At 68.0% G+C, this 22928-nt stretch carries 23 protein-coding genes and 1 pseudogene; 10 read left to right on the top strand and 14 right to left on the bottom strand.

Annotation, left to right across the window (positions count from 1 at the left end):
* Nucleotides 1–39: 39 nt before the first annotated feature.
* Together G3M62_RS01445 and mdoH are read left to right on the top strand one after the other, a co-directional pair.
* A complete protein-coding gene (locus G3M62_RS01445; protein ID WP_165184127.1) occupies nucleotides 40–789 on the top strand; it encodes an alpha/beta fold hydrolase in 750 nt (249 codons plus the stop codon).
* A 197-nt stretch (nucleotides 790–986) separates the two neighbouring features.
* A pseudogene (gene mdoH / locus G3M62_RS26425) lies at nucleotides 987–2804 on the top strand (glucans biosynthesis glucosyltransferase MdoH); the annotation flags it as partial.
* A gap of 11 nt (nucleotides 2805–2815) precedes the next feature.
* On the opposite strand, the gene sugE reads toward mdoH, so the two are convergent.
* The 12 genes from sugE to G3M62_RS01380 form a co-directional block, all read right to left on the bottom strand.
* Nucleotides 2816–3139 (bottom strand): quaternary ammonium compound efflux SMR transporter SugE, encoded by a 324-nt coding sequence (gene sugE, locus G3M62_RS01435; RefSeq protein WP_165184124.1) that lies wholly within the window; start codon nucleotides 3137–3139, stop codon nucleotides 2816–2818.
* 124 nt (nucleotides 3140–3263) lie between these two features.
* Nucleotides 3264–3950 (bottom strand): hypothetical protein, encoded by a 687-nt coding sequence (locus G3M62_RS01430; protein WP_165184122.1) that lies wholly within the window; start codon nucleotides 3948–3950, stop codon nucleotides 3264–3266.
* A 279-nt stretch (nucleotides 3951–4229) separates the two neighbouring features.
* Nucleotides 4230–4490: an ATP synthase F1 subunit epsilon gene (locus G3M62_RS01425; RefSeq protein WP_165184121.1), complete on the bottom strand. Its 261-nt coding sequence runs from the start codon at nucleotides 4488–4490 to the stop codon at nucleotides 4230–4232.
* Nucleotides 4490–4738, bottom strand: coding sequence for a hypothetical protein (locus tag G3M62_RS01420; RefSeq protein ID WP_165184119.1), 249 nt, complete (start codon nucleotides 4736–4738; stop codon nucleotides 4490–4492). The genes G3M62_RS01425 and G3M62_RS01420 overlap by 1 nt, the downstream gene beginning before the upstream one ends.
* Nucleotides 4738–6369: a F0F1 ATP synthase subunit beta gene (gene atpD / locus G3M62_RS01415; RefSeq protein WP_165184118.1), complete on the bottom strand. Its 1632-nt coding sequence runs from the start codon at nucleotides 6367–6369 to the stop codon at nucleotides 4738–4740. The genes G3M62_RS01420 and atpD overlap by 1 nt, the downstream gene beginning before the upstream one ends.
* A 56-nt stretch (nucleotides 6370–6425) precedes the next feature.
* Nucleotides 6426–7313 carry a F0F1 ATP synthase subunit gamma gene (locus G3M62_RS01410; RefSeq protein WP_165184117.1) on the bottom strand — a complete coding sequence of 296 codons (888 nt, stop codon included), beginning with the start codon at nucleotides 7311–7313 and terminating at the stop codon, nucleotides 6426–6428.
* A 34-nt stretch (nucleotides 7314–7347) separates the two neighbouring features.
* Nucleotides 7348–8880 carry a F0F1 ATP synthase subunit alpha gene (gene atpA, locus G3M62_RS01405; protein WP_165184116.1) on the bottom strand — a complete coding sequence of 511 codons (1533 nt, stop codon included), beginning with the start codon at nucleotides 8878–8880 and terminating at the stop codon, nucleotides 7348–7350.
* A gap of 50 nt (nucleotides 8881–8930) precedes the next feature.
* Nucleotides 8931–9485: a F0F1 ATP synthase subunit delta gene (locus G3M62_RS01400; protein ID WP_165184115.1), complete on the bottom strand. Its 555-nt coding sequence runs from the start codon at nucleotides 9483–9485 to the stop codon at nucleotides 8931–8933.
* Nucleotides 9486–9694: 209 nt separating this feature from the next.
* Nucleotides 9695–9955 (bottom strand): hotdog family protein, encoded by a 261-nt coding sequence (locus G3M62_RS01395; RefSeq protein WP_165184114.1) that lies wholly within the window; start codon nucleotides 9953–9955, stop codon nucleotides 9695–9697.
* A gap of 131 nt (nucleotides 9956–10086) precedes the next feature.
* The gene (locus tag G3M62_RS01390; RefSeq protein WP_165184113.1) at nucleotides 10087–10422 is read right to left on the bottom strand and encodes a DUF8200 family protein; all 336 of its coding nucleotides are present in this window, start codon (nucleotides 10420–10422) and stop codon (nucleotides 10087–10089) included.
* Nucleotides 10423–10719: 297 nt separating this feature from the next.
* Entirely contained in the window at nucleotides 10720–11913 is a 1194-nt protein-coding gene (locus G3M62_RS01385; protein WP_165184112.1) for an NAD(P)/FAD-dependent oxidoreductase, read from the bottom strand.
* A 76-nt stretch (nucleotides 11914–11989) separates the two neighbouring features.
* Nucleotides 11990–12415: a hypothetical protein gene (locus G3M62_RS01380; protein ID WP_165184111.1), complete on the bottom strand. Its 426-nt coding sequence runs from the start codon at nucleotides 12413–12415 to the stop codon at nucleotides 11990–11992.
* A 134-nt stretch (nucleotides 12416–12549) separates the two neighbouring features.
* Between G3M62_RS01380 and G3M62_RS01375 the strand changes: the two genes are divergently transcribed.
* The 5 genes from G3M62_RS01375 to G3M62_RS01355 all read left to right on the top strand — a co-directional run bounded on the left by G3M62_RS01375 (nucleotide 12550) and on the right by G3M62_RS01355 (nucleotide 16768).
* Nucleotides 12550–13839 (top strand): acyl-CoA dehydrogenase family protein, encoded by a 1290-nt coding sequence (locus tag G3M62_RS01375; RefSeq protein WP_165184110.1) that lies wholly within the window; start codon nucleotides 12550–12552, stop codon nucleotides 13837–13839.
* A gap of 139 nt (nucleotides 13840–13978) precedes the next feature.
* The gene (locus G3M62_RS01370; RefSeq protein WP_165184109.1) at nucleotides 13979–14638 is read left to right on the top strand and encodes a LemA family protein; all 660 of its coding nucleotides are present in this window, start codon (nucleotides 13979–13981) and stop codon (nucleotides 14636–14638) included.
* A 150-nt stretch (nucleotides 14639–14788) separates the two neighbouring features.
* The gene (locus G3M62_RS01365) at nucleotides 14789–15568 is read left to right on the top strand and encodes a TPM domain-containing protein (RefSeq protein WP_165191158.1); all 780 of its coding nucleotides are present in this window, start codon (nucleotides 14789–14791) and stop codon (nucleotides 15566–15568) included.
* Entirely contained in the window at nucleotides 15568–16269 is a 702-nt protein-coding gene (locus G3M62_RS01360; RefSeq protein WP_165184108.1) for a TPM domain-containing protein, read from the top strand. The genes G3M62_RS01365 and G3M62_RS01360 overlap by 1 nt, the downstream gene beginning before the upstream one ends.
* Before the next feature lie 82 nt (nucleotides 16270–16351).
* On the top strand, nucleotides 16352–16768 hold the full coding sequence (locus G3M62_RS01355) for a YybH family protein (RefSeq protein WP_165184107.1): 417 nt from the start codon (nucleotides 16352–16354) through the stop codon (nucleotides 16766–16768).
* Nucleotides 16769–16934: 166 nt separating this feature from the next.
* On the opposite strand, the gene G3M62_RS01350 is transcribed toward G3M62_RS01355, so the two are convergent.
* Complete coding sequence (locus tag G3M62_RS01350; protein WP_165184106.1) at nucleotides 16935–19313, bottom strand: TonB-dependent receptor; 2379 nt, start codon at nucleotides 19311–19313, stop codon at nucleotides 16935–16937.
* A 315-nt stretch (nucleotides 19314–19628) separates the two neighbouring features.
* Between G3M62_RS01350 and G3M62_RS01345 the strand changes: the two genes are divergently transcribed.
* Entirely contained in the window at nucleotides 19629–20816 is a 1188-nt protein-coding gene (locus G3M62_RS01345; protein WP_165184105.1) for an acetyl-CoA C-acyltransferase, read from the top strand.
* A 277-nt stretch (nucleotides 20817–21093) separates the two neighbouring features.
* Nucleotides 21094–21234 (top strand): hypothetical protein, encoded by a 141-nt coding sequence (locus G3M62_RS01340; RefSeq protein ID WP_165184104.1) that lies wholly within the window; start codon nucleotides 21094–21096, stop codon nucleotides 21232–21234.
* Nucleotides 21235–21245: 11 nt separating this feature from the next.
* On the opposite strand, the gene G3M62_RS01335 is transcribed toward G3M62_RS01340, so the two are convergent.
* Nucleotides 21246–21683 carry a hypothetical protein gene (locus G3M62_RS01335; protein ID WP_165184103.1) on the bottom strand — a complete coding sequence of 146 codons (438 nt, stop codon included), beginning with the start codon at nucleotides 21681–21683 and terminating at the stop codon, nucleotides 21246–21248.
* A 46-nt stretch (nucleotides 21684–21729) separates the two neighbouring features.
* Here G3M62_RS01335 and G3M62_RS01330 point away from each other — a divergent pair, with 46 nt between their 5' ends.
* Nucleotides 21730–22884, top strand: coding sequence for a DNA cytosine methyltransferase (locus tag G3M62_RS01330; RefSeq protein WP_165184102.1), 1155 nt, complete (start codon nucleotides 21730–21732; stop codon nucleotides 22882–22884).
* Nucleotides 22885–22928 lie beyond the last annotated feature (44 nt).

The raw sequence follows: 22928 nt of genomic DNA, 5'->3' as shown, positions 1-22928 counted from the left end.
TCGCCCGGCGCTTTGGCCGGGCCAGCGGGCGAGGCGCGCGTGGCGACTCCGGTAATCATGGTGCACGGCGCCTTCTGCGGCGGCTGGACGTTCGACGCGTTCCGCCAGCCGTTCGAGGCCGCCGGCCACGTTGTCCAGACTCCAGACCTGCTGGGACATGGCGACGGGGCCCTGGTCGCCGGCCGTTCGATGATCGACTACGCCAAGCAGGTCGCCGCCCTGTGCGAGGCCTGCGACGAGCCGCCGGTTTTGATCGGCCACTCGATGGGCGGGCTGGTGGCCCAGATGGCGGCGGCGCGCGCGCCGGTCTCGCGGCTGATCCTGCTGGCCCCCTCGCCGCCGTGGGGCGTCGCGGGCTCGTCGCTGGAGGAAGCGGCTTCGGCCGTCAGCCTCTACGCCCTGGGCCCCTACTGGCTGCAGGCCGTCGCGCCCGACTACGGCGTGGTCGAAAGCTACACCCTGGACCGCCTGTCCCGCGACGAGCGCAAGGCCCTCTACGCCAAGATGACCGCCGAAAGCGGCCGAGCGCTGTGGGAGACGCTGAACTGGTTCATGGACCCGTTCATGACCACCGGCGCCAGCCCCGTGGGCGTGCCGACCCTGGCGATCGCCGGCGGCAAGGACGTGATCCACCCGCCGGCCACGGTCCGCCAGACCGCCGCGCGGCTGGGCGGATCCTGCGAAGTCTTCCCGACGATGAGCCACTGGCTGCCGGGCGAGCCGGGCTGGGAGGACGTCGCCGCGACCTGCCTGGACTTCATCGCCGACGAGAGCCGGGCAGCCGCCTGAGGCAGACTTTCTGAGCTCCGGAAATTGCGGCGCTTTCAGGGCCGTTACTCGGCCTTCGCGTGTCAAATCAACCAGTTACTGAGAGTATTCATCGCGTCGTTGCTCAAAAATGAAGCGATGAAACATTAATGCAATAGAGGTGATACACCTCGGGAACCTTGACGCAGAGGACGTGTTTCTGCGGCGAAGGGGTTTCCATGCACGCCTATACCAACTCGCTACAACGACGCGACCTTGAGGCGCGTTCCTTCGAGGATGCAACCGGGTTCGACATCGATGTGGCCCCGCCGCCTGCGCCCCGTTTCATGCCCGACCAGCCCCTGCATCGCGCCGCGCGGCCGCGCCGCTTCGAGGCCGAGCCGGGCCTGGGCCGCCGCCGCGTCACCCTGGCCGCCTTCTGCGTTCTGAGCACGGGTCTGGCCGTCTTCACGGTCGCCGCGACCATGGCTTCAGACGGGCTGGACCCGCTGGAGGTCGCCCATGTGGGCCTGATCCTGGTGTTGTTCGGCTGGATGGCCTTCTCGTTCGCCGCCAGCCTGGGCGGGCTGTGGCTGTCGCGACAGGCCGACGCCTGGGAGACGACGACAGCCCGGGCGCCCCTGCGCGCCCTGACCACCCGCACGGCCCTGCTGGCGCCGATCTATCACGAGGACGTCGGGCCATTCTTCGCCCGGCTGACCCAGATGCGGGCGCGGCTGTACGCCCTGGGCCTGACGCCGTTCTTCGACATCGTCGTGCTCAGCGACAGCCGCCGGCCCGAGGTCGTCGCCGACGAGCAGCGCGGCTTCGCGGCCTTCCGGCGCGCCGGGATCGGCCCCCGCGCCTACTACCGTCATCGCCCCGAGAACATCGACCGCAAGGCCGGCAACATCGCCGACTGGGTGCGCCGGCACGGCGGCGCCTACGACCACATGGTGGTTCTGGACGCCGACAGCCTGATGGACGCCCAGACCCTGTGGCGACTGGCGGCGGCCATGGAGCGCGAACCGGCGCTGGGCCTGATCCAGACCGCTCCGACCATCGTCGGCCGCCGCACGGTGTTCGGGCGGCTGGAGCAGTTCGCCAACACCCTATACGGCCCGCTGGCCGCCTGGGGCGTGGCGTGGTGGAGCGGGGCCGACGGCAACTACTGGGGCCACAACGCCATCCTGCGCGTCGAGGCGTTCGCGCAGTCAAGCGGACTGCCGCACCTCAAAGGCAAAAAGCCCTTCGGCGGCCACATCATGAGCCACGACTTCGTCGAGGCCGCCTTCCTGCGCCGGGCCGGCTGGGGCGTGCGGCTAGCCCCGGCTCTGGGCGGCAGTTTCGAGGAAAGCCCGCCCACCCTGATCGACCACCTGATCCGCGACCGCCGCTGGTGCCAGGGTAATCTGCAGCATCTGGGCGTGCTGGGCGCCAGGGGCCTGCACCCGATCAGCCGCCTGCACCTGGCGCGTGGCGTGCTGAGCTACGCCCTGGCCCCGCTGTGGATCGCCCTGGTGGTCACCGGCGCCCTGCTGTCGACGCCCGAAGCGGGCGAGGACGGCGGCGGCTATCCGCTAGCCGGCGCGGCCGTGCTGGCCGTCAGCCTAGCCTTCGTGCTGCTGCCCAAGCTCCTGTCCTACGGGATGATGCTGGCCGACGGCCAGGCGCGGCGGTTCGGCGGGCCTTGGCGGGCCCTGGCCAGCGTGGGGGTGGAGACCCTCGCCTCGACCCTGACCGCGCCAATCATCATGGCCGCCCACACCCGCGCCCTGCTGTCGGTGGCCCTGGGCCGCGACGCCGGCTGGGCCGCCCAGCAGCGCGATGAAGGCCGCCTGAGCGGTCGCGCCGCCCTGGCCTTCCACTGGCCCGAGATGCTGATCGGCATGGCCTTGGCCGCCTTAGGCCCCTTGATGGGCGCGGGCCTGTCGCCGTGGCTGACAGTGGCGGCGGCCAGCCTGGTCGCCGCCCCGTTCATCGTCTGGTGGACGGCCAGCATCGCGCGCGGCGTGCGCCTGCGCGAGGCCGGCCTGCTGCTGACTCCGGGCGAGCAGCCGATCGCGGTTCAGTGCGTGGGCGTGAACAGCTTCAAGCCCAATATGCCCGAGACGATCAGCGCCAAACAGACCAGCCGCCCGGCCGTGGCCGGTTCCTTGAACACCAGGATGCCGACGATGGCCGTGCCGACCGCGCCCACCCCGGTCCAGACGGCGTAGGCCGTTCCCAGCGGCAACGACTTCACCGCCCAGCCCAGCAGACCCATCGAGGCGACCAAGCTGACGCCGGTCAGCACGATCGGGATGGGTTTGGTGAAGCCTTCGGTGAACTTCAGGCCCACGGCCCAGCCGATCTCGAACAGACCGGCGATGAAGAGAATGATCCAGGCCATGACCGGCTCCTAGATTACAGAGCGGGGTCGTCCCCGGAAAAAAGGAAAAGGCGCGGGGTCGTCCCCGCGCCTTCGACTAGATAGGACCACCGGACCGGGAGGCAAGCCCCCGATCCGTCGCCGCTTAGCGGCTGGTGGTGCTGTACAGGATCTGGGCCTGCTCGTAGTTCTTGCCGATCGAGCTGTCGTCCAGCTTCTTCAGGCGCATGTAGACCAGACCCGCGTGGCCGTCGGCCCAGGCGTCGTCCCACGAGACCGTCAGGCGCTTGACGTCGCTGACCGTCAGGTCGTTGCGGATCAGGCGCAGCTGCGGCTTGTTCTCCCAAGTCGCCCAGTCGTGCAGGGCGTTGGCCAGGGCTTGGGCCTGGGCGTCGCCCTGGGCGTACTGGATGGTCACGGTGCAGACGTTCTTGTTGCTGCCCGGATTGTCGATGGCGATCGAGTAGGGCTTGCCGATATCCAGCACCCACTGCTCTTTCTTCTTCTTCATGCCCGCGCCCTTGGCCAGGGCCGGGAAGTCGCCGCCGACGACGGCCGGCTTGCAGACCTTGTCGAGCACGCCCAGCAGCTGCAGCGAGACGGGGTCGGTGGTGGGCGGACCACGGGTCGGGGCGACATAGTCCGGAGCCTGGCCGGCGGCCGGCGCGGCCACCGACGGCGTCGCCGTCATGGCGTCGGCCGGAGCGGCGGGGGTCTGGGCCGCCGGAGCAGCGGCCGGCGCCGGGGCGGCGGCAGTCGGAGCGGTCTGCTCCTGGGCGACGGCGGTCGAAACCGCGCCGAGAGCAATCAGGCTGGCGAGCGCAAGGCGCATGGTCGAGTTATCCCCGTTAGGCAAGAGGTCGGCATTAAAACCGACAGGCGTTCCCTCGCAACCCTTATGGTGACGGATTAAGGCGGAGAATGGGTCACAAGTGTAATTTTCTCGCCGCGTGGGTGCGACGTGACGCCTCAGGCGGGAAAAGCGGGCGTTCATAATCGGGGAGCGCCCTCCGCCACGAACGGGTCCGCCGAAGCGCCAGATGCAAAACGGCCCGGACGCTTTCACGTCCGGGCCGTCATGTCTTGAACTCGAAGGCGCGGAGAGAACGGCTTAGGCCGCCTCGACCGCGTGTTCGGCCAGGATCGTGAAGCCGTCGGGACCGACGTCGGCGAAACCGCCCTGGATGTCGAACACCCGCACGGTCGAACCGTCGCGAACCGTGACCTTGCCTTCGCGCAGGGTGGTCATGAACGGCGCGTGGTTCGGCAGCACGCCGAAGTCGCCTTCCGTACCGGGCGCGTCGACCTGGTCGACCTCGGCCGAGAACAGTTCGCGCTCGGGCGCGACGAGGGAGAAGTGCAGCTTAGCCATTATTCCACGATCTCCACGGCGCCGAGCGCCGCCTCGATGTCTTCGTCGGTCTGGATCTCGGTCCCGCAGAACGGGCAGAAGCGGATGGTGGCCAGCACGACGCCGGTCTCACCACCCTCTTCCCGTTGACCCAGATTGAGCAGGATCAGCCCACTGTCGTGCTCGATCAGCGCGTCTTCGGGATCCGAAGACACTGCATCCTCGAGCTCTTCGCAGCAGAAGTTGATCAGCTCGTGTTCGTCGCTCATTACGCCTCGCCAGCCATCTTCTCGGCCTTGGCCACGGCTTCCTCGATGGCGCCGACCATGTAGAAGGCGCCTTCCGGCAGGTGGTCGTACTCGCCGTCCACGATGCCCTTGAACGAGCGGATGGTGTCCTTCAGCTGGACGAAGGCGCCCGGCGTGTTGGTGAACTGCTCGGCCACGTGGAACGGCTGGGACAGGAAGCGCTGGATCTTACGGGCGCGGGCGACCGTCAGCTTGTCCTCTTCCGACAGCTCGTCCATGCCCAGGATGGCGATGATGTCCTTCAGGGCCTTGTACTGCTGCAGCACTTCCTGGACCGAACGGGCCACGTTGTAGTGCTCTTCGCCGATGACCAGCGGATCCATGATCCGCGAGGTCGAGTCCAGCGGATCGACGGCGGGGAAGATGGCCTGGGCGGCGATGTCGCGCGACAGAACGGTGGTGGCGTCCAAGTGGGCGAACGAGGCGGCGGGCGCCGGGTCGGTCAGGTCGTCGGCGGGCACGTAGATGGCCTGGACCGAGGTGATCGAACCCTTGTTCGTCGAGGTGATGCGCTCCTGCAGGTTGCCCATCTCGGTGGCCAGGGTGGGCTGATAGCCCACGGCAGAGGGGATGCGGCCCAGCAGAGCCGACACTTCGGCGCCGGCTTGGGTGAAGCGGAAGATGTTGTCGACGAACAGCAGCACGTCCTTGCCTTCTTCGTCGCGGAAGTATTCCGCGATCGACAGGCCGGTCAGCGCCACGCGGGCGCGGGCGCCCGGGGGTTCGTTCATCTGGCCGTAGACCAGGGCGCAACGCGAGCCTTCCGTCGAGCCGTTGTTGGCCTTCGGGTCGGTGTTGACGTTGGACTCGATCATCTCGTGATAGAGGTCGTTGCCTTCGCGGGTGCGTTCGCCCACGCCGGCCAGAACCGAGTAACCGCCGTAAGCCTTGGCGATGTTGTTGATCAGTTCCTGCATCGTCACGGTCTTGCCGACGCCGGCGCCGCCGAACAGGCCGATCTTGCCGCCCTTGGTGTAGGGGCACATCAGGTCGATGACCTTGATGCCCGTGACCAGCACTTCAGCGGTGTTGGTCTGGTCGGCGAACGACGGGGCGTCGCGGTGGATGGTGCGGAAGATGTCCGACTTGATCGGGCCCTGCTCGTCGATCGGCTCGCCGATGACGTTCATGATGCGGCCCAGGGTGCCGGGACCGACCGGAACGCGGATCGACTCGCCGGTGTCGCGCACGGCCTGGCCGCGAACGAGGCCTTCGGTGGCGTCCATGGCGATGGCGCGCACGGTGTTCTGACCCAGGTGCTGGGCGACTTCGAACACCAGGCGTTGGCCCGAGGCGGTGTTGACCGTCTCCAGCGCGTTCAGGATGGCCGGCAGCGGGCCTTCGAATTCGACGTCGACGACGGCGCCGATGACCTGCACCAGCTTGCCGGTGGCGGCGCCGATCGTGGCGGCGGCCTTGGGCGCGGAAGCCTTGGCGGCGGCCGGAGCCTTCGGAGCGGCGGCCTTGGCCGGAGCCTTGACGGCGGCGGCCTTGGGAGCAGCCGCGGCCTTCGGGGCGGCGGCGGTGGCGGGCTTCTTCACGGCTGCCGGCTTGGTGGCGGCGGCGGGAGCCTTAGCGGGGGTCTTGGCCATGGCGTGCGGGTCTTTCGTGCGTGCTCGTGCGTGCGTTTTTTACGTTAGGCTTTTGATCAGACGGCTTCGGCGCCGGAGATGATCTCGATCAGCTCCTTGGTGATCTGGGCCTGGCGGGAACGGTTGTATTCGAGGGTGTAGCGCTTGATCATGTCGCCGGCGTTGCGCGTGGCGTTGTCCATCGCCGTCATCTGACTGGCGTAGAAGCCGGCCATGTTGTCGAGCAGGGCCGACAGGATCTGGACCGTCAGGTTGCGCGGCAGCAGAGTCTCGAGGATTTCCTCTTCCGAGGGCTCATACTCGTAGACCGGCGCCGAAGCCCCTTGGGGACCGTTGCCGGCTTCAGCGCCCTCGACCACGGCCGGGATCAGCTGCAGCGCGGTCGGAACCTGCTGCACCACCGAACGGAAGCGGCTGTAGAACAGGGTGACCACGTCGACGTCGCCAGCTTCGTACAGGCGGGTGACGACGTCGGCGATCGGCTGGGCGACCGACAGGGTGAACTGGCGATAGGCCGACAGGTCGAAGTTCTCGACGATGCGGTCGGCATAGAGCCGGCGCAGCTGGGCCGTGGACTTCTTGCCGACGCAGACGATCTTCACGTCCTTGCCTTGGCGGATCAGCGTGTCGATCCGCTCGCGCGCGGCGCGGACGATCGACGAGGTGAAGCCGCCGGCCAGACCCCGGTCGGCGGCGGCGACGATCACCAGGTGACGGTCGTCGCGGCCCGTGCCGGCCAGCAGCGCCGGAGCGCCGTCGCCCGAGACGCCGGCCGCCAGGTTGGCGATGACGTTCGACAGCCGGCGCGCATAGGGGCGCGCGGCTTCGGCCGCATCCTGGCTGCGGCGGAGCTTGGCCGCCGCCACCATCTGCATTGCTTTCGTGATCTTTTGCGTCGCCTTGACGCTCGAGATCCGATTGCGCATTTCCTTCAAGCTGGCCATTCGGCGCTACTCTCTCCGAGCGTTCCGAGGGGGCTTAAGCGAAGGTCGCCGAGAAGCTGTCGAGCGCGCTCTTCAGCGTGTTCTCCAGGTCCTTGTCGAGGGCCTTCTTGGTGCGGATGCCGTCCAGCAGATCCTTGTGCTGGCTGTGCAGGCGGGCCAGGAACTCGGTCTCGAAGCGGCGAACCGACGAGGTCGGGATCTTGTCCAGATAGCCGCGCGTGCCGGCGTAGATCACGCAGACCTGCTCTTCGACCGACTGCGGGGCGTATTGCGGCTGCTTCAGCAGCTCGGTCAGGCGTTCGCCGCGGGCCAGCATCTTCTGGGTCGAGGCGTCCAGGTCCGAACCGAACTTGGCGAAGGCGGCCATCTCGCGATACTGGGCCAGCTCGCCCTTAATCGGACCGGCGACTTGCTTCATCGCCTTGATCTGGGCCGACGAGCCGACGCGCGACACCGAGATGCCGACGTTCACGGCCGGGCGGATGCCCTGGTAGAACAGGTCGGTTTCCAGGAAGATCTGGCCGTCGGTGATCGAGATCACGTTGGTCGGGATGTAGGCCGACACGTCGTTGGCCTGGGTTTCGATGATCGGCAGAGCCGTCAGCGAGCCCGAACCGTTGTCTTCGTTCAGCTTGGCGGCGCGTTCCAGCAAGCGCGAGTGCAGATAGAACACGTCGCCCGGATAGGCTTCGCGGCCCGGCGGGCGACGCAGCAGCAGCGACATCTGGCGGTAGGCGACGGCTTGCTTGCTGAGGTCATCATAGATGATCAGGCCGTGCAGGCCGTTGTCGCGGAACCACTCGCCCATGGCGCAGCCCGAGAACGGGGCCAGGTATTGCAGCGGGGCCGGCTCCGAGGCCGAGGCCACGACGACGATCGTGTATTCCAGGGCGCCGTGCTCTTCGAGCGTCTTGACGATCTGGGCGACGGTCGAACGCTTCTGGCCGATGGCGACATAGACGCAATAGAGCTTGGCGCTCTCGTCCGTGCCGGCGTTGGCGGCCTTCTGGTTCAGGATGGTGTCGATGGCGACGGCGGTCTTGCCGGTCTGACGGTCACCGATGATCAGCTCGCGCTGGCCGCGGCCGACGGGGATCAGGGTGTCGATCGACTTCAGGCCGGTCTGCACGGGCTCGTGCACCGACTTGCGCGGGATGATGCCCGGGGCCTTGACGTCGACGCGGCGACGCTCGGTGTATTGGATCGGGCCCTTGCCGTCGATCGGCTCGCCCAGCGGGTTGACGACGCGGCCCAGCAGGCCACGACCGACCGGAACGTCGACGATCTCGCCCAGACGACGGACTTCGTCGCCTTCCTTGATGGCCTGGTCCTGGCCGAAGATCACGGCGCCGACGTTGTCGCGCTCGAGGTTCAGGGCCATGCCCTTCACGCCGGCCTTCGGGAACTCGACCATTTCGCCGGCCTGGACGTTGTCCAGACCGTAGATGCGGGCGATGCCGTCACCGACGGACAGCACTTGGCCGACGTCCGAGACGGCGGCTTCTTCGCCGAAATTGGCGATCTGCGACTTGAGGATGGCCGAAATTTCGGCGGCGCGGATGTCCATGGCTGTCTTGGGCTCTCTGCGTTTTTATCTTTTGACGCGCTTATAAAGGTTTAGGCGCGCTTCAGGGCGAATTTCAGGGAATCGAGCTTCGAACGGAGCGAAGCATCGAACAGGCGGGATCCGACGCGCACCTTGATGCCGCCCAGGATGGACGGATCGACGCGGGTCGAGAGTTCGGGGGTCTTGCCGACGGCGGTGGCGACCGCGGCCGACACGCCCTTCAGCTGGGCGGCGGTCAGGGCCTTGGCGGTGATCACTTCGGCGGTGACGACACCGCGGTGAACGGCCGACAGCTCGACGAAGGCGCTGATGGCGCCCAGCAGGTCGCCGGCGCGGCCGTTGCTGGCGACGAGGCCCAGGAACTTGGCGGTCAGCAGCTGGAACTTGGCCTTGGCGGCCACGGCGGTCAGGCCCTTGGCCTTGTCCTCGGCCGAGAAGGCCGGGCTTTCGATCAGGCGGCGCAGGTCGGCGCTCTCGGCCGCCATCGCGCGCAGCGATTTCAGGTCGGCTTCGACCTTGGCCAGCTGGTTGCTCTCGATCGTCAGTTCGAACAGGGACTGCGCATAGCGCTGACCCGCATCCGTCGCCTTGGTTTCGTCCGCCACTTGTTCCGCCCGGTGCGTTGCAATCGCCGCGGACAAGAAGATTAACCCTCATCCCGGCTTAAAGGCTTGAGCGCGCTTGAAAAAGCGCATGGACAGCCAGCGCTGACGCGCTGCCCTGTCCGAAGCCGCGCGCCTGATAACACGCAGCCTTCGCAGTCGCAACCAAGGGCAATGCGTAAGGAACGGCGCCGTTTCGATAAATCGGGACGCTAGCTGGCGACGGCCCGGCGGAACACCGCCGAGGCGATGGCGACCGCGCTTCCGTCCTGCGTACGGGCCTCGGCCTGGGCGAAGATCAGGCTGCGGGTCGAGCGTTCGACCCACGCCCGGGTCACGCTCGACCCAGCGGTCGCGGCCCCGAACGCGCCCCCAAGCGCTCCGTAGTCGATGGTCATCGAGGTCGGCTGGGCGTCGGGGCCGGCGATCTCGCGCAGGGCGTCTTCCAGCAGGGCGGCGATCGAGGTGGTCATGACGGCGTCTTAGTCCGAACGCGAATAAAGAAAAAGGACGGCGGGACCGGCCCGCCGCCCCATCAGGCGAATGCTCGAGGAAACAGCCGGACGGGGCGGGAAGCCCCAAAGCGTCCGGGTACTGGAAACGCTTACTTCGAAGCCGTCTGCACGCCGGCCTTGGCCGAGGCGTTGCAGCGGGTCAGGTCGTCGGCGTCCAGCGACTTGGTGTCGCCGCCGAAGGCCGCGACGGGGCCGACTTCCTTGGCCAGCGCCTTGCAGGCGACGGCGGTCAGGGCCCGTGAGGGCGCGGCGGCCGAAACGCACTCGGCGCCGTCGCAGACGAACACCGCGCCGCCGGCCACGACCTTGGTCTTGGCGGCGACCGGGTTTTCCAGGGCGACGGCGATACGGCCGTCGGCGAAGGCCGAACCGGCGAACAGGGAAACAGACAGAGCGGCGACAGCCGCCAGGGATTGGAGCTTCATCAGAGAGCCCTCCAGCGTAGTCAGGGAGTGGAATGATCGATGATCGGTGAAAAGCTGTACTGGTCGCCCTGATCCGGGGATGGCGGCATCGGTATCCCCACCGATGCTTCGGATCAGAACTAAGCACTGCTTAGATATCAGTGTTCAGAAATTGCGCAAGCGGAATTTATTTCGCATGAGCATTTTTTAATGAAACGGGCCGTTTTTGCCGGAAACGGCGGGGCCTGGCTCAAATCGGCGAGCCGGGTGACGCGCTGGCCATCTGGAAACTGCGCGCATCCTCAAGAAGCGGCTCAGTCAGGCGCCGCCGAACAGTCCCGCGATGGTCGCCACGGCGTTTTCCGCCTCGGCCCGGTCCGGCCGCTCGTCGGCCACGCCATAGCCCCACATGTCGCTGTCGCCGACTTGCTGCACGACGATCCCGTCCGGTCGCGGCAGCACGGAGACATGGCGGTAAAAGAGTCCGTAGCGAACCTCGGGCTGCGGAGCCAGCCAGGCGATCTGGCCCCGCACCGGGGTGATGGTCTCGTCCTTCCACAGCGCCCGGGCGCCATAGCCGGTGCAGTTGACCACCACGGGTTCCTTCAGGCGCGCCAGATCGGCGGGGGTGTCGAAGGTCATGGCCACGATCGCGCCGCCCTCGGCCAGGAAGTCGTTGGTCAGCATGTGGGCCAGGTCCGTGACGTTGAACTGCATCGAGGTCCCGTGCCGCACGCGCGCTGCCGGGAACGGATGCGATCCGGCCGGCAGCTCGTGGAAGCCCGGCACGATGTCCTTCAGCCGGTCGCCGTATTCGGCGAAACGCACGGCGCCCTCGACGTGAGGATGGGTCTCGGCCGGACCATCGAACAGGCTGTAGCGGTCGCTCCACGACACCGGTTCGCCGGGCAGGCCCAGCAGGGTCTGGTAGGTGGCGTAGGAGGTGCGGGCCATCTCCTCCCACAGGGCCGGGAAGCCGGGCGCGACCTTGTCGGCGTCGGCCACGCGCGAGTCCGGCGACCAGGTGCCGGTGGCGCGGAACGAGCGGGCCTGGGGCGTGCGCTCCTTGGCGTAGATCGTCACCTTGGCGCCGGCCCGTTGCAGCAGCAGGGCCGAGGTCAGGCCAAGCGCGCCGCAGCCGATCACCGCCACCTCCCGGGTCCCGCCTTCCAGGGCGTTGCGGGCGGCGATCGTGCTGGAGCCCCAGGACAGCGACCAGCCGCTGCCGCCATGGCCGTAGTTATGGACGACGCGTTTTCCGGCGACGTTTTCGACGTCGAGGCGTGGCCCGGCGGCGCGGAACGGCCGCAGGCAGACGGTGATCTTGGTGATCCGGTCGGCGCTCATCCGCAGCGGCGCCAGCGGCGGGACGACGAAGCCCGGACGGGACGAGGCGATCAGGCCAGAGCTTCGGCCCAAGGTCCGATCCGGCGTGACGCATCCGGCCAGGCTGGTCGCGCCCAGGCCGCTCAGGCCCGCCAAGATCGCCCGCCGGCTGCTGGTCGTGGTCATGATCCGTTCCCCGGGAAACTCTACGCGGGTCGGAGCCTAGACGGGTCGTCGCGCGACCGCCAAGGACGCGCTCGGTCTAAAGCCCGAGGATCGAGTCGAAACGGCTTTCGGCCGCGGTCTGGACAGGACGTTCCTGGATCATGCCGTCCAAGCGGGCATAGCGGCCGTCCTTGCCGACCTTGCGGCGGATGCCGTCGGCGTTGACCAGGGCCACCTGGCGCTCGCCGTCCATGACCTTGCCCATGATCGCCGCCAGCACAGCGCCCACCAGGGCCGCCGCCGTCGGCCCCACGGCGTCCAGCCAGGTCTCGCCGAAGATCGCCTCCAGGCGCCCGATCAGCAGTTCGCGATTGGGCTGTTGCTCGATCAGGCCAATGAACAGGCGGTCGCCGCCCTCGACGCAGACGATCAGGACCACGGCGACGGCCACGCCCAGCCAACGCGGCTTGACGTAGAGGCCGAGGCAAGCTCCCAGAACGGCGCAGACGATCATCAGGATCATGGGCCAAGCTTAGCGCGGATGGGTAATTAGCCGATTAAGACCGCCCGTTCCCCCACGTCACGATTGGCGACCGATCGTCGCAAGGCGCATGCTCCCCCCCAAGGCTCACAGAAGCTTTCAAGGGAGACGCGGCCATGGACTTCAACCTGCCGCCGGAACTGACGGCCTATCTGGCGAGGCTGGACGCCTTCATCGAAGCCGAGATCGCGCCGCTGCAGGCCGAGCACGACAACGAGCGCTTCTTCGACCACCGCCGCGAATGGGCCCGCACCGACTGGGACGGCGGCGGCCTGCCCCGGCGCGAGTGGGAGGAACTGCTGGCCAAGGCCCGGAGCATCGCCGACGCCGCCGGCCACTACCGCTTCGCCCTGCCCAAGGAATACGGCGGCCAGGACGGCTCCAACCTCTGGATGGCGGTGATCCGCGAGCATCTGGCGGCCAAGGGGTTGGGTCTGTTCAACGACCTGCAGAACGAGCACTCGATCGTCGGCAACAATCCGTTCGTGCTGATGATCCGCGACTTCGGCCGGCCCGACCAGCAGCCCCTGATCCCCGACATGCTGGACCGCCACGCCTTCCGCCCGACCTTCGGCCTGACCGAGCCCAACCACGGCTCGGACGCCACCTTCATGGAGACCCGCGCGGTCCGCGAAGAGCATCACGGCCAGAGCGGCTGGCGGATCGACGGCGAGAAGATGTGGACCACCGGCATGCACGCGGCCACCCACTGCGCCCTGTTCGCCCGCACCAGCGGCGAGGACGGCTCGGCCAAGGGGATCACCTGCTTCCTCGTGCCCGCTCATGCGCCCGGCGTGAAGATCGAGGAGTATCTGTGGACCTTCAACATGCCCACCGACCATCCCCGGGTCAGCTTCACGCGGGTGTGGGTTCCGGACGCGGCGATGTTCGGGCCCGAGGGCGGGGGCCTGGCCCTGGCCCAGCACTTCGTGCACGAAAACCGCATCCGTCAGGCGGCCTCCAGCCTGGGGGCGGCCACCTACTGCATGGAAGAGAGCATAAGGTACGCGCGCGCGCGCAAGCCGTTCGGCAAGGCCCTGGCCGAGAACCAGGCGATCCAGTTCCCGATCGTCGAGCTGTCGACCCAGGCCGAGATGCTGCGCCTGCTGATCCGCAAGACCGCCTGGGAGATGGACCAGATGACCAAGCCGGAGGTCGAGAAGCGGCTCTCCGACAAGGTGTCGATGTGCAACTACTGGTCCAACCGCCTGGTCTGCGAGGCGGCCGACCGGGCCATGCAGATCCACGGGGGCCTGGGTTATTCGCGCCACAAGCCGTTCGAGCACATCTACCGCCACCACCGCCGCTACCGGATCACCGAGGGCAGCGAGGAGATCCAGATGCGCAAGGTCGCCGCCTGGCTGTTCGGCTATATGGGCCCGCGCAAGGCGGCGTTCGCCAACTGACGATAGCGACGCGCATTGAGCGAGAATGCAAGCTCAGGTCGTTATCATGTTTGCATATGCGCGACGTGCGTCATTTAGTGTGCGTCGACCGACAGAACGGCGTTAGTCGCCGGATCCAACCAGGCCTGTAGGGACTTCCATGCGCATGCTCAGAACCCTCTCCCGTCTCGCCCCCGTCCGCCTTGCTCTTGTCGGAGCCGCCACGCTCCTGCTGGCCGGCTGCGGGATCAACACCATCCCCACCCAGGACGAGGCGACCAAGACCGCCTGGGCCGAGGTGCAGAACCAGTATCAGCGCCGCGCCGACCTGATCCCCAACCTGGTGGCGACGGTGAAGGGCTACGCGGCCCAGGAAAAGAGCGTGCTGGTCGAGGTCACCCAGGCCCGCGCCAGCGCCACCCAGGTCAAGGTCGACGCCTCGACGATCACCGATCCCGCCCAGTTCCAGCAGTACGCCGCCGCTCAGGACAAGCTGTCGGGCGTGCTGGGTCGGTTGATGATGATCCAGGAAAGCTATCCGGAGCTGAAGTCGAACCAGAACTTCCTGGCCCTGCAGAGCCAGCTGGAGGGCACCGAGAACCGTATCTCGATCGCCCGGCGCGACTACAACAACACCGCCCAAGTCTATAACACCACCCTGCGGACCTTCCCGAGCATGATCTGGGCCAAGACGCTCTACAGCAGCCAGAAGCCGGCCCAACTGTTCCAGGCCACGGCCAACGCCCAGTCGGCGCCCAGCATCGACTTCAGCGCGCCGCCGGCCCCCTCGGCCAACACCGCGCCTGGTCCGGCGCAGTAGGTGGATACGCTCCTTCCTCTCCTCACCCGCAAGGCGGGGGAGGTGGCGCGGCGCGCTTCGCGCCGTGACGGAGGGGGCGTCTTCGCGCGTCAGGACGCCCCCTGCGTCGGCTTCGCCGCCACCTCCCCCGTTGCACGGGGGAGGAGATGGATCGCAACGTTCCTCACGTTCCTGGCTCTGGCCTTCGCCGCCCCCGCCCTGGCCGCCGGTCCCACCTTCCCGCCCCTGACCGGCCGCGTCGTCGACGGCGCCAACATCCTGTCGCCAGGGGTCGAGGCCGACCTGACCGCCAAGCTGGAAAACCTGGAAAAGACCACCGGCCGCCAGCTGGTGGTGGCCACCGTGCCTGACCTGCAGGGCTACGAGATCGAGGACTACGGCTACCAGCTGGGCCGCACCTGGGGGATCGGCCAGAAGGGGACCAACACCGGCGCCCTGCTGATCGTGGCCCCCAACGAGCGCAAGGTGCGCATCGAGGTCGGCTACGGCCTGGAGCCGATCCTGACCGACGCACTGTCCAGCGTCATCATCCAGACCGCCATCCTGCCCAAGTTCAAGGCCGGCGACCTCGAAGGCGGCGTCACGGCCGGGACCGACGCGGTCATCGCCCAGCTGGCCCTGCCCGACGAGGAGGCCAAGGCCAAGGCGGCCCAGGCCTTCACGGCCTCGCAAGCGGCCGAGCGGAGCTCGGGGCCCTCGCCGATCCTGGCCCTGATCATCCTGTTCATCGTCATCGTGGTGCTCAGCCAGATGTTCCGGCGTGGACGCGGCGGCGGGCTGGGCTCGGCCCTGCCCTGGATCATCCTGAACGGCATGCTGAGCGGCGGTCGTGGCGGCGGAGGAGGTTTTGGAGGCGGCGGCGGCGGAGGCGGTGGCTTCTCCGGCGGCGGCGGCTCGTTCGGCGGCGGCGGATCTTCGGGGAGCTGGTGATGAAGACGTTGTCCCAAGCCGATCAGGATCGCATCGCCCAGGCCGTGGCCCAGGCCGAGAAGACCACCGCGGGCGAGATCCACTGCGTGCTGGCCCCCGAGGTCGGCGGCGATCGCGAGGACGCCATGGCCTGGGGCGCCGCGGCCGCCTTGCTGCTGCCGCCGATCGCCCTGTTCTTCGGCCTGAACCTGGAGAGTCCTCTGCCGGGCTGGCCGCTGACCGAATGGCGAGCCGCCCACGGCGCCATCGTGGACCTCGCCGTCACCACGGCGGTCTCCAACTACATCGCCTTGCAGGCCCTGGTGTTCATCGTCACCGCCATGGTCGTCTCGATCCCGCCCGTCCGTCGCCTGATCACGCCGCGCCCCTTGAAGGCGGCGCGGGTCAAGCGAGCGGCCACGACCCATTTCCTGGCCCAGGGCCTGCACCTGACCCGCGAGCGCACCGGCGTGCTGATCTTCGCCGCCCTGGCCGAGCACCGGGTCGAGGTGATCGCCGACGAGGGCATTCACGCCGCCGCCCCCAAGGCCGTGTGGGACGAAGTGGTGGCCGACATGGTGGCGGGCTTGAAGAGCGGGCGCATCGCCGACGGCTTCGTGGCCGCCATCGCCCGGGCCGGCGCCATCCTGGCCACCCACGTCCCGCCGCGCCCCGACGACGTCAACGAGCTGCCCGACGGCCTGACGGTGCTGCCGCGATAAAAGGCCCCCTCCCTCTCCCCTCCGGGAGAGGGCTCGTTTTGCCGCCTTCGCGCGTTTCGGGCATGACGACCAGGAGGACCCCATGAGCGATCAGGACGACTTCACCGCCTTCCTCGACCAGCGCCGGGCCGTCGCCCAGGCCTATGTCAACGGCGACGCCGGGCCGCTGGGCGAGATCGCGACCCAGGCCAATCCGGCCAGCTTCTTCCCGCCGCACGGCGGACGCGAGCAAGGCGCGGGCCACGTGACCGCCGTCAACGCCCGCGGGGCCCGGAGCTTCACGACCGGAAGCGAGACGACCCTGGAAATCCTGCACAGCCAGGCCAGCGGCGACCTGGCCTACTGGACCGGCCTGCAACATGCCGCCGTCCGGTTCGCGGGCCAGGACCATCCGGTCGAGATGCACCTGCGGATCACCGAGATCTTCCGCCGCGAGGACGGCGACTGGAAGATGATCCACCGCCACGCCGACGGACTGGTGGACGCCAAGCCGAAATAGGATCGGGGACACGCCGCGAGGGCATGTCCCCGCTCCTCTGGGGCCGAAAACCTCGTCCTTCGACAAGCTCAGGATGAGGTTTTCGAATGCCAAGGCCCGTACAATGGTCCTCATCCTGAGCTTGTCGAAGGACGAGGACCACGCGCAACGCTCGAATGTCGACCCCCTAGAACGACTTGCGGATCGTGAAGCCGGCCGTGCGAGGCTGGCCGATCGTGTAGCCCAGGCGCGCCCGGCCGCCGCGCTCGCGGTCGAACGACAGCAAGGCGTTCTCGTCGGCCACGTTGTTGACGTAGGCGATGATGTCCAGGCCGTTGTCCATCTGCAGGCCCGCGCTCAGATTGATGATGTCGTAGCTGGGCAGCTTCAGATCCAGCACCGTGGCGTCGTTGCCCGAGGCGCCGCCGAACGGCAGGCCCGAGACGAACGAGCGCGGATTGTTCTCCTGGTCGCTGGCCTGGGTGTAGCGGTTGCCCACGTGCTGGAACGAGGCGGTGACGTAGCCGTCCATCGTCGCCGTCAGGGCCCGAGTGTAGGTGGCGTTGATCGAGATCTGGAACTTGGGCACCGAAGGCAGGCGGTTGCCCTCGCGGATGCCGCCGATCACCGCGCCCGTGCCGTCGCGCACCGTGGAGTCGAACTCGGCCTCCAGCAGGCTGCCCGAGACGCTGAGATCGAGGCCCGGCGCCAAGCGGGCCGACAGCTCGCCCTCGATCCCCTTGGTGTGGGCCTTGGGCACGTTGAACACCACGCGCGACGAGCACGAGCCGGCGTCCAGCGTGGTCTGCAGGTTCTTGATGTCGGTATAGAAGACCGCGCCGTTGAAGGTGACGCCGCCCATCCGCGACTTCACCCCGCCCTCGTAGTTCCACAGCGTTTCGTCGTCATACGACTGGAAGCCGCCGAAGATCGCCTCGTCCTGCGGGGTGCAGAGCGGCAGGTTCAGCGGGTCGTTGACCCCGCCCAGCCGGAAGCCCTTGGACGCCTGGGCGTTGAAGGTCAGGCCCGGATTGGCCTTGTAGCTAACCAGCAGGCGCGGGGTGAAACCGTCGGACGAGGTCTTGTCGGTCTGGTCGTCGCCATTGGCGAACAGTCCGCCCGAGGTGAAGCGGCGGTTCTCGCTGAAGTCGTAGTAACGGCCGCCGGCGGTGACCGTCAGCTTGGCGATCTCGTAGCTGGCCTCGCCGAACACGGCCTTTTGCTTGATGTGATAGGGCAGCGAGGCGTTGTAGGGCGAGTTGGCCGGGAAGCCGTTGGCCACCGAAGCGGCCGTGCCGGCGCCCAGGGTGGCGTCGGTATAGGCGTCATAGCCCGGCGTCGGCAGGCGCTGGTCGTAGAGACGGTCGACCTTGGAATAGAACGCCCCGACCACCCACTGGAACGGCCCGTCCGTGTCGGAGCTGAGCCGCGCTTCCTGGGTGAATTGCTCAAGGTCGGTGGTGTCGACCAGCTTGGACGGCAGGGTGACGGCCGCGGCCGGGAAGCCCAGGTCCACCGACACGCTGCCGGACAGGGCGCTGGCGTCGCGGTTCACGTCGATCTTGCGGTCGATATAGCTGGTCACCGAGGTCAGGGTGACGCCGTCGAAGCCGAACGAGGCGGTCAGGTCGCCCAGGAAGGTCTTGTCGTCGAAGCTCTCGTCCAGCAGCAGGTATTGCTCGCGCTCGCCCAGGGTGATCTTCGGCCGCGTGGTGGTGAACGGGTTGGCGAAGATGTTGAACGCCTCCTGGCGATTGAAGCCGCCGGCGTGGATCTTCTGATAGACCAGGCGCGGGGTGATGCTGATGTTATCGCTGGGCTGGAACAGCAGCGACACCCGGCCACCGCGCCGATAGCCGTCGTTGACGTTGTTCTTGCGCGTGCCGCCCTCGCCCAGGGCGTCGACGAAGCCGGCATATTCGGTGTCGTAGCCGACCACCCGCAAAGCGGCCTTGTCCGACAGCGGCAGGTTGACCGCGCCCTTCAGATAGCCGCCGACATCGCCGCCCTTCAGGGTGTTGAAGTTGCCCTCGATCACGCCCTCGTGGGCGCCCAGCTTGGGCTGGTTGGTGATGTAGCGGATCGTGCCGCCGACCGAGCCGGAGCCGAACAGCGTGCCTTGCGGGCCGCGCAGGGTCTCGACCCGGTTCAGGTCGAACAGATCGACGTCGGGCGTGAACAGCGACAGCGAGATCACCGACTCGTCCAGATAGACCCCGACCTGCTCCTTGACGCCCGGCTGGTCGCGGACCACCTGGCCGGCCGAGACGCCGCGCACCGACACCTGGCTCTGGCCCGGACCCAGGTTCTGGATCGTCAGGCTGGCGACGTTGCGCGACAGGTCCTCCAGGGTCACCGCCCCGGACTTCTGGATGTCGGCCTCCGTCTGCGCATTGATCGAGAACGGCACGTCCAGGATGGTCGCGTCGCGCTTGGTGGCGGTGACGATCAGCTCCTCGACGGTGTTGTTGGACTGCTGGGCCGAGGCGACCGCCGGCAAGGCGATCGACGCCGCCAGGGCGGTCGCGGCCAGCAGCGCAGGCCGGCGATGGGTCACAGAGCGCATGAAGTTCCTCCCGCTGGTTTTTCTAGGGCCCGTTAAATTTATGATTGTAGGCCACAACCTGAGCGTTCTTGTCGGAACCGAGGAAAGTCAACGCCAAACCAGACCATGGCGTCCGCGCAAGGATCTTTCCGGAAGCGCGTGGACTGCGGGCAACAATGTCCTCCCCAAACCCGCGTGTCACGGAGGGGCTCTTCCCGGCGAACCCGCTGCTTGGGCCGGCCGGCTCCCTTTACGTGCGCGTGATCTTTCGCCAGCGGAAATCCCGGTCTAGGGTGGCCGCCAATTCAAACTAACGTTTAAAGGGGAGTGCGCCCAATGCGCGAAGCGGTGATCGTCTCTTACGCCCGGACCGGCCTGGCCAAGTCCAATCGCGGCGGGTTCAACAACACCCACGGCGCGGCCATGGCCGGCCACGCCATCCAGCACGCTGTGTCGCGCGCCGGCCTGGACGGTCCGGAAGTGGAGGACGTGGTGCTGGGCTGCGGCGGTCCCGAAGGCGCCACCGGCATGAACGTCGCCCGCAACGCCGCCATCTGGGCCGGCCTGCCGGTCACCACCTCGGGCCAGACCGTCAACCGCTTCTGCTCTTCGGGCCTGCAAGCCATCGCCACGGCCGCCAACTATGTCCGCAACGACGGCGCGCCGGTCGCCATCGGCGGCGGGGTGGAGTCGATCTCTCTGGTCCAGGGCGGCGGTCACATGAACCGCTTCCACCTGACCGAGGAAAAGCTGCTGAAGGAAAAGCCAGCGCTGTGGATGGCGATGATCGACACCGCCGACATCGTCGCCAAGCGCTACAACGTCAGCCGCGAATACCAGGACGAGTACTCGCTGCGCAGCCAGCAGCGGATCGCCGCCGCCCAAGCCGCCGGCCTGTTCGACAACGAGATCGTGCCGATGGCCACCAAGATGAAGGTGGTCAACAAGGAGACCAAGGAAGAAAGTCTGGTCGACTACGTGGTCACCAGGGACGAGTGCAATCGCCCCGAGACGACCCTCGAGGGCCTGGCCAAGCTGGAGCCGGTCAAGGGTCCGGGCAACTTCGTCACCGCCGGCAACGCCAGCCAGCTGTCGGACGGCGCGGCCGCCGTGGTGGTGATGGAAGCCAAGGAAGCGGCCAAGCGCGGCCTGGAGCCCCTGGGCCTGTTCAAGGGCTTCGCCATCGCCGGCTGCGAGCCCGACGAGATGGGCATCGGCCCGGTCTTCGCCGTGCCGCGCCTGCTGGAGCGCCACGGCCTGAAGGTCGACGACATCGACCTGTGGGAGCTGAACGAGGCCTTCGCGTCGCAGTGCCTCTACAGCCGCGACACCCTGGGCATCGATCCGGAGAAGTTCAACGTCAACGGCGGCTCGATCGCCATCGGCCACCCGTTCGGCATGACCGGCGCCCGCTGCGCCGGCCACCTGCTGCTGGAAGGCAAGCGCCGCAAGGCCAAGCTGGGCGTGGTGACCATGTGCATCGGCGGCGGCATGGGCGCGGCGGGGCTGTTCGAAATCTTCTAGGTTCCGACACGAGCCGGGGACACACACTCGCCACGACGCGCCAGGGATCAATCCTCCACGCCGAGAGCGAGTGTGTGTCCCCTATCCACTACAGACGCCGCTGGGTTCACGCCCGGCGGCGTTCTGCGTTTCGAGGTCGGATTCGACAAGTCTGACGAACGGCGATCGGCGAATTTGCGAACGCGCGGCGGCGACCTCTTGAACCTCGCCCAACCGCAACCATCTTTGTTGCCAATCGACCGCCCCTTGGCGGATCGCTCGATCAGGACCCGCCGCCATGGCCTCCACCATCAAGGCCCTTTTCGCCCTCGCCACCGTCGCCGCCGTCTCGATCGGCCTGCTCCTGCCCGTGCCTGGCGCCGTGCATCAGAGCCTCGACGCGCGCGGCCACTACGAGCTGATGGACGTCGGGAACTAAGGCTCGGAGAACTAAGGCTTCGGCTGTCCCTTCAGGTCCAACGGCGCCGAAGCGCACCCCCTCAGGGTTTGGCCATTGAGCGTCACCTCGGCGCGATAATCATAGCGGCGGTCCGACATGCCGTCGGCGCACGGCTCGGGCTTCAGCTTGAACACCAGCCCGCCCACGCCCCACACGCCGACATCGCCCTCGACATGCGCGCCGGTGTTGGCGGCGCTGACATCAGGCTGACCGGCGCGTGACAGGGTCAGGCCGTCGCCCTGGATCCGTCCGCTCCAGAACGGCTCGGTCCCGATCAGGTCGAAGTCGCCAGAGAAGTCCGGTCCCGGCGGCGCCGAGGCCGGGGCGTCGGCCGGCGGCGGCGTCGCGCCCTCCGAAGCGCCCATCGGCGACTCCCCGCAGGCTGAGAGCGTCAGGATCAGGCAAAGAGCGGCGGCGGAACGAAGCATGGCGGCGCTATCCTCGGATGGGCGGCTCACGCTAGACTCTCGCGCGATGAATCGGAACGCTTCCAGCGCCTCGGGCCCCTCCTTCTACGAATTCTTCGCCGGCGGCGGGATGGCGCGCCTGGGCCTGGGCGCGACCTGGACCTGCGCCTTCGCCAACGACTTCGATCCGGTCAAGGCCGCGACCTATCGCGACAACCACGACGACGCCGCATCTCACTTCCACGAAGGCGACGTCTGGAAGGTCGCCCCCGCCGACCTGCCGGGCCGGGCGGACCTGGCCTGGGCCTCCAGCCCCTGCCAGGACTTCAGCCTGGCCGGCGCCCGGGCCGGCCTGCAAGGCGGGCGCTCCTCGGCCTTCTTCGGCTTCTGGAAACTGATGGAGGCGCTCTCCGCCGAGGGCCGTGGTCCCGACACTGTCGTGGTCGAGAACGTCGTCGGCCTGCTGACCTCGCACGGCGGGGCCGACTTCACCGCCCTGTGCCGGGCCCTGGCCAGCCAAGGCTACCGCTTCGGCGCGCTGGAGATCGACGCCGCCCGCTTCGTGCCGCAGTCGCGCCCCCGGGTGTTCGTGATCGCCACCCGCCTGCCGGTCGAGGACCTGGCTGGTCCCAGCCCGTTCCAGACCCGCGCCGTACGCGAAGCCCACGCCCGCCTGCCCGCCGAGTTGCAAGGCGCGTGGACCTGGTGGGGCCTGGCCGCCCCGCCGACCCGCAACACTGACCTGGCCGCTTTGCTCGAAGCCGATGACCAAGTCACCTGGCGCGCGGACGCCGACACCGCCGCCCTGCTGGACCTGATGGCCCCCGCCCACCGCGCGGCCGTCGAGGCTCGCGTCCAGAGCGGCGAGCGCGCGGTCGGGGCGGTGTTCCGGCGGATGCGCGGCGGCCAGCAGCGAGCCGAGGTGCGGTTCGACGGCGTCGCCGGCTGCCTGCGCACCCCGCGTGGCGGCTCCTCGCGCCAGACCCTGCTGGTCATCGACCAGGGCCAAGTGCGCTCGCGCCTGCTCAGCCCCCGCGAAGGCGCCCGGCTGATGGGCCTGCCCGACGCCTATCGCCTGCCCAAGAGCGCCACCGCCGGCCTGCACGTGATCGGCGATGGCGTGGCCGCCCCCGTGGTGCGCTGGCTGTCCGAACGGCTGCTGACTCCCCTAGCCTTGAAAAGAGCGCCTCTCAGGAAATCTGCGCCGCTCGCCGCCGAATGACCCGCTGACACGTCAAATCCCACGGCCTAAGGTGGATTAAGGCC

Source organism: Caulobacter soli (assembly GCF_011045195.1).
Classification (GTDB): Bacteria; Pseudomonadota; Alphaproteobacteria; order Caulobacterales; family Caulobacteraceae; genus Caulobacter; species Caulobacter soli.
The sequence above is the reverse complement of the archived record's forward strand: the minus strand, read 5'-3'. Positions and strand labels throughout refer to the sequence as shown.

Coding starts and splice junctions, on each gene's coding strand:
- G3M62_RS01345 (WP_165184105.1), top strand. CDS start 19,629: ATGCGCGAAGCGGTGATCGTCTCTTACGCCCGGACCGGCCTGGCCAAG.
- G3M62_RS01370 (WP_165184109.1), top strand. CDS start 13,979: ATGCGCATGCTCAGAACCCTCTCCCGTCTCGCCCCCGTCCGCCTTGCT.
- G3M62_RS01335 (WP_165184103.1), bottom strand. CDS start 21,683: ATGCTTCGTTCCGCCGCCGCTCTTTGCCTGATCCTGACGCTCTCAGCC.
- G3M62_RS01360 (WP_165184108.1), top strand. CDS start 15,568: ATGAAGACGTTGTCCCAAGCCGATCAGGATCGCATCGCCCAGGCCGTG.
- atpA (WP_165184116.1), bottom strand. CDS start 8,880: ATGGACATCCGCGCCGCCGAAATTTCGGCCATCCTCAAGTCGCAGATC.
- G3M62_RS01385 (WP_165184112.1), bottom strand. CDS start 11,913: ATGACCACGACCAGCAGCCGGCGGGCGATCTTGGCGGGCCTGAGCGGC.
- G3M62_RS01355 (WP_165184107.1), top strand. CDS start 16,352: ATGAGCGATCAGGACGACTTCACCGCCTTCCTCGACCAGCGCCGGGCC.
- G3M62_RS01375 (WP_165184110.1), top strand. CDS start 12,550: ATGGACTTCAACCTGCCGCCGGAACTGACGGCCTATCTGGCGAGGCTG.
- G3M62_RS01390 (WP_165184113.1), bottom strand. CDS start 10,422: ATGAAGCTCCAATCCCTGGCGGCTGTCGCCGCTCTGTCTGTTTCCCTG.
- G3M62_RS01410 (WP_165184117.1), bottom strand. CDS start 7,313: ATGGCCAGCTTGAAGGAAATGCGCAATCGGATCTCGAGCGTCAAGGCG.
- G3M62_RS01425 (WP_165184121.1), bottom strand. CDS start 4,490: ATGGCTAAGCTGCACTTCTCCCTCGTCGCGCCCGAGCGCGAACTGTTC.
- atpD (WP_165184118.1), bottom strand. CDS start 6,369: ATGGCCAAGACCCCCGCTAAGGCTCCCGCCGCCGCCACCAAGCCGGCA.
- G3M62_RS01395 (WP_165184114.1), bottom strand. CDS start 9,955: ATGACCACCTCGATCGCCGCCCTGCTGGAAGACGCCCTGCGCGAGATC.
- G3M62_RS01340 (WP_165184104.1), top strand. CDS start 21,094: ATGGCCTCCACCATCAAGGCCCTTTTCGCCCTCGCCACCGTCGCCGCC.
- G3M62_RS01420 (WP_165184119.1), bottom strand. CDS start 4,738: ATGAGCGACGAACACGAGCTGATCAACTTCTGCTGCGAAGAGCTCGAG.
- G3M62_RS01330 (WP_165184102.1), top strand. CDS start 21,730: ATGAATCGGAACGCTTCCAGCGCCTCGGGCCCCTCCTTCTACGAATTC.
- sugE (WP_165184124.1), bottom strand. CDS start 3,139: ATGGCCTGGATCATTCTCTTCATCGCCGGTCTGTTCGAGATCGGCTGG.
- G3M62_RS01380 (WP_165184111.1), bottom strand. CDS start 12,415: ATGATCCTGATGATCGTCTGCGCCGTTCTGGGAGCTTGCCTCGGCCTC.
- G3M62_RS01430 (WP_165184122.1), bottom strand. CDS start 3,950: ATGCGCCTTGCGCTCGCCAGCCTGATTGCTCTCGGCGCGGTTTCGACC.
- G3M62_RS01350 (WP_165184106.1), bottom strand. CDS start 19,313: ATGCGCTCTGTGACCCATCGCCGGCCTGCGCTGCTGGCCGCGACCGCC.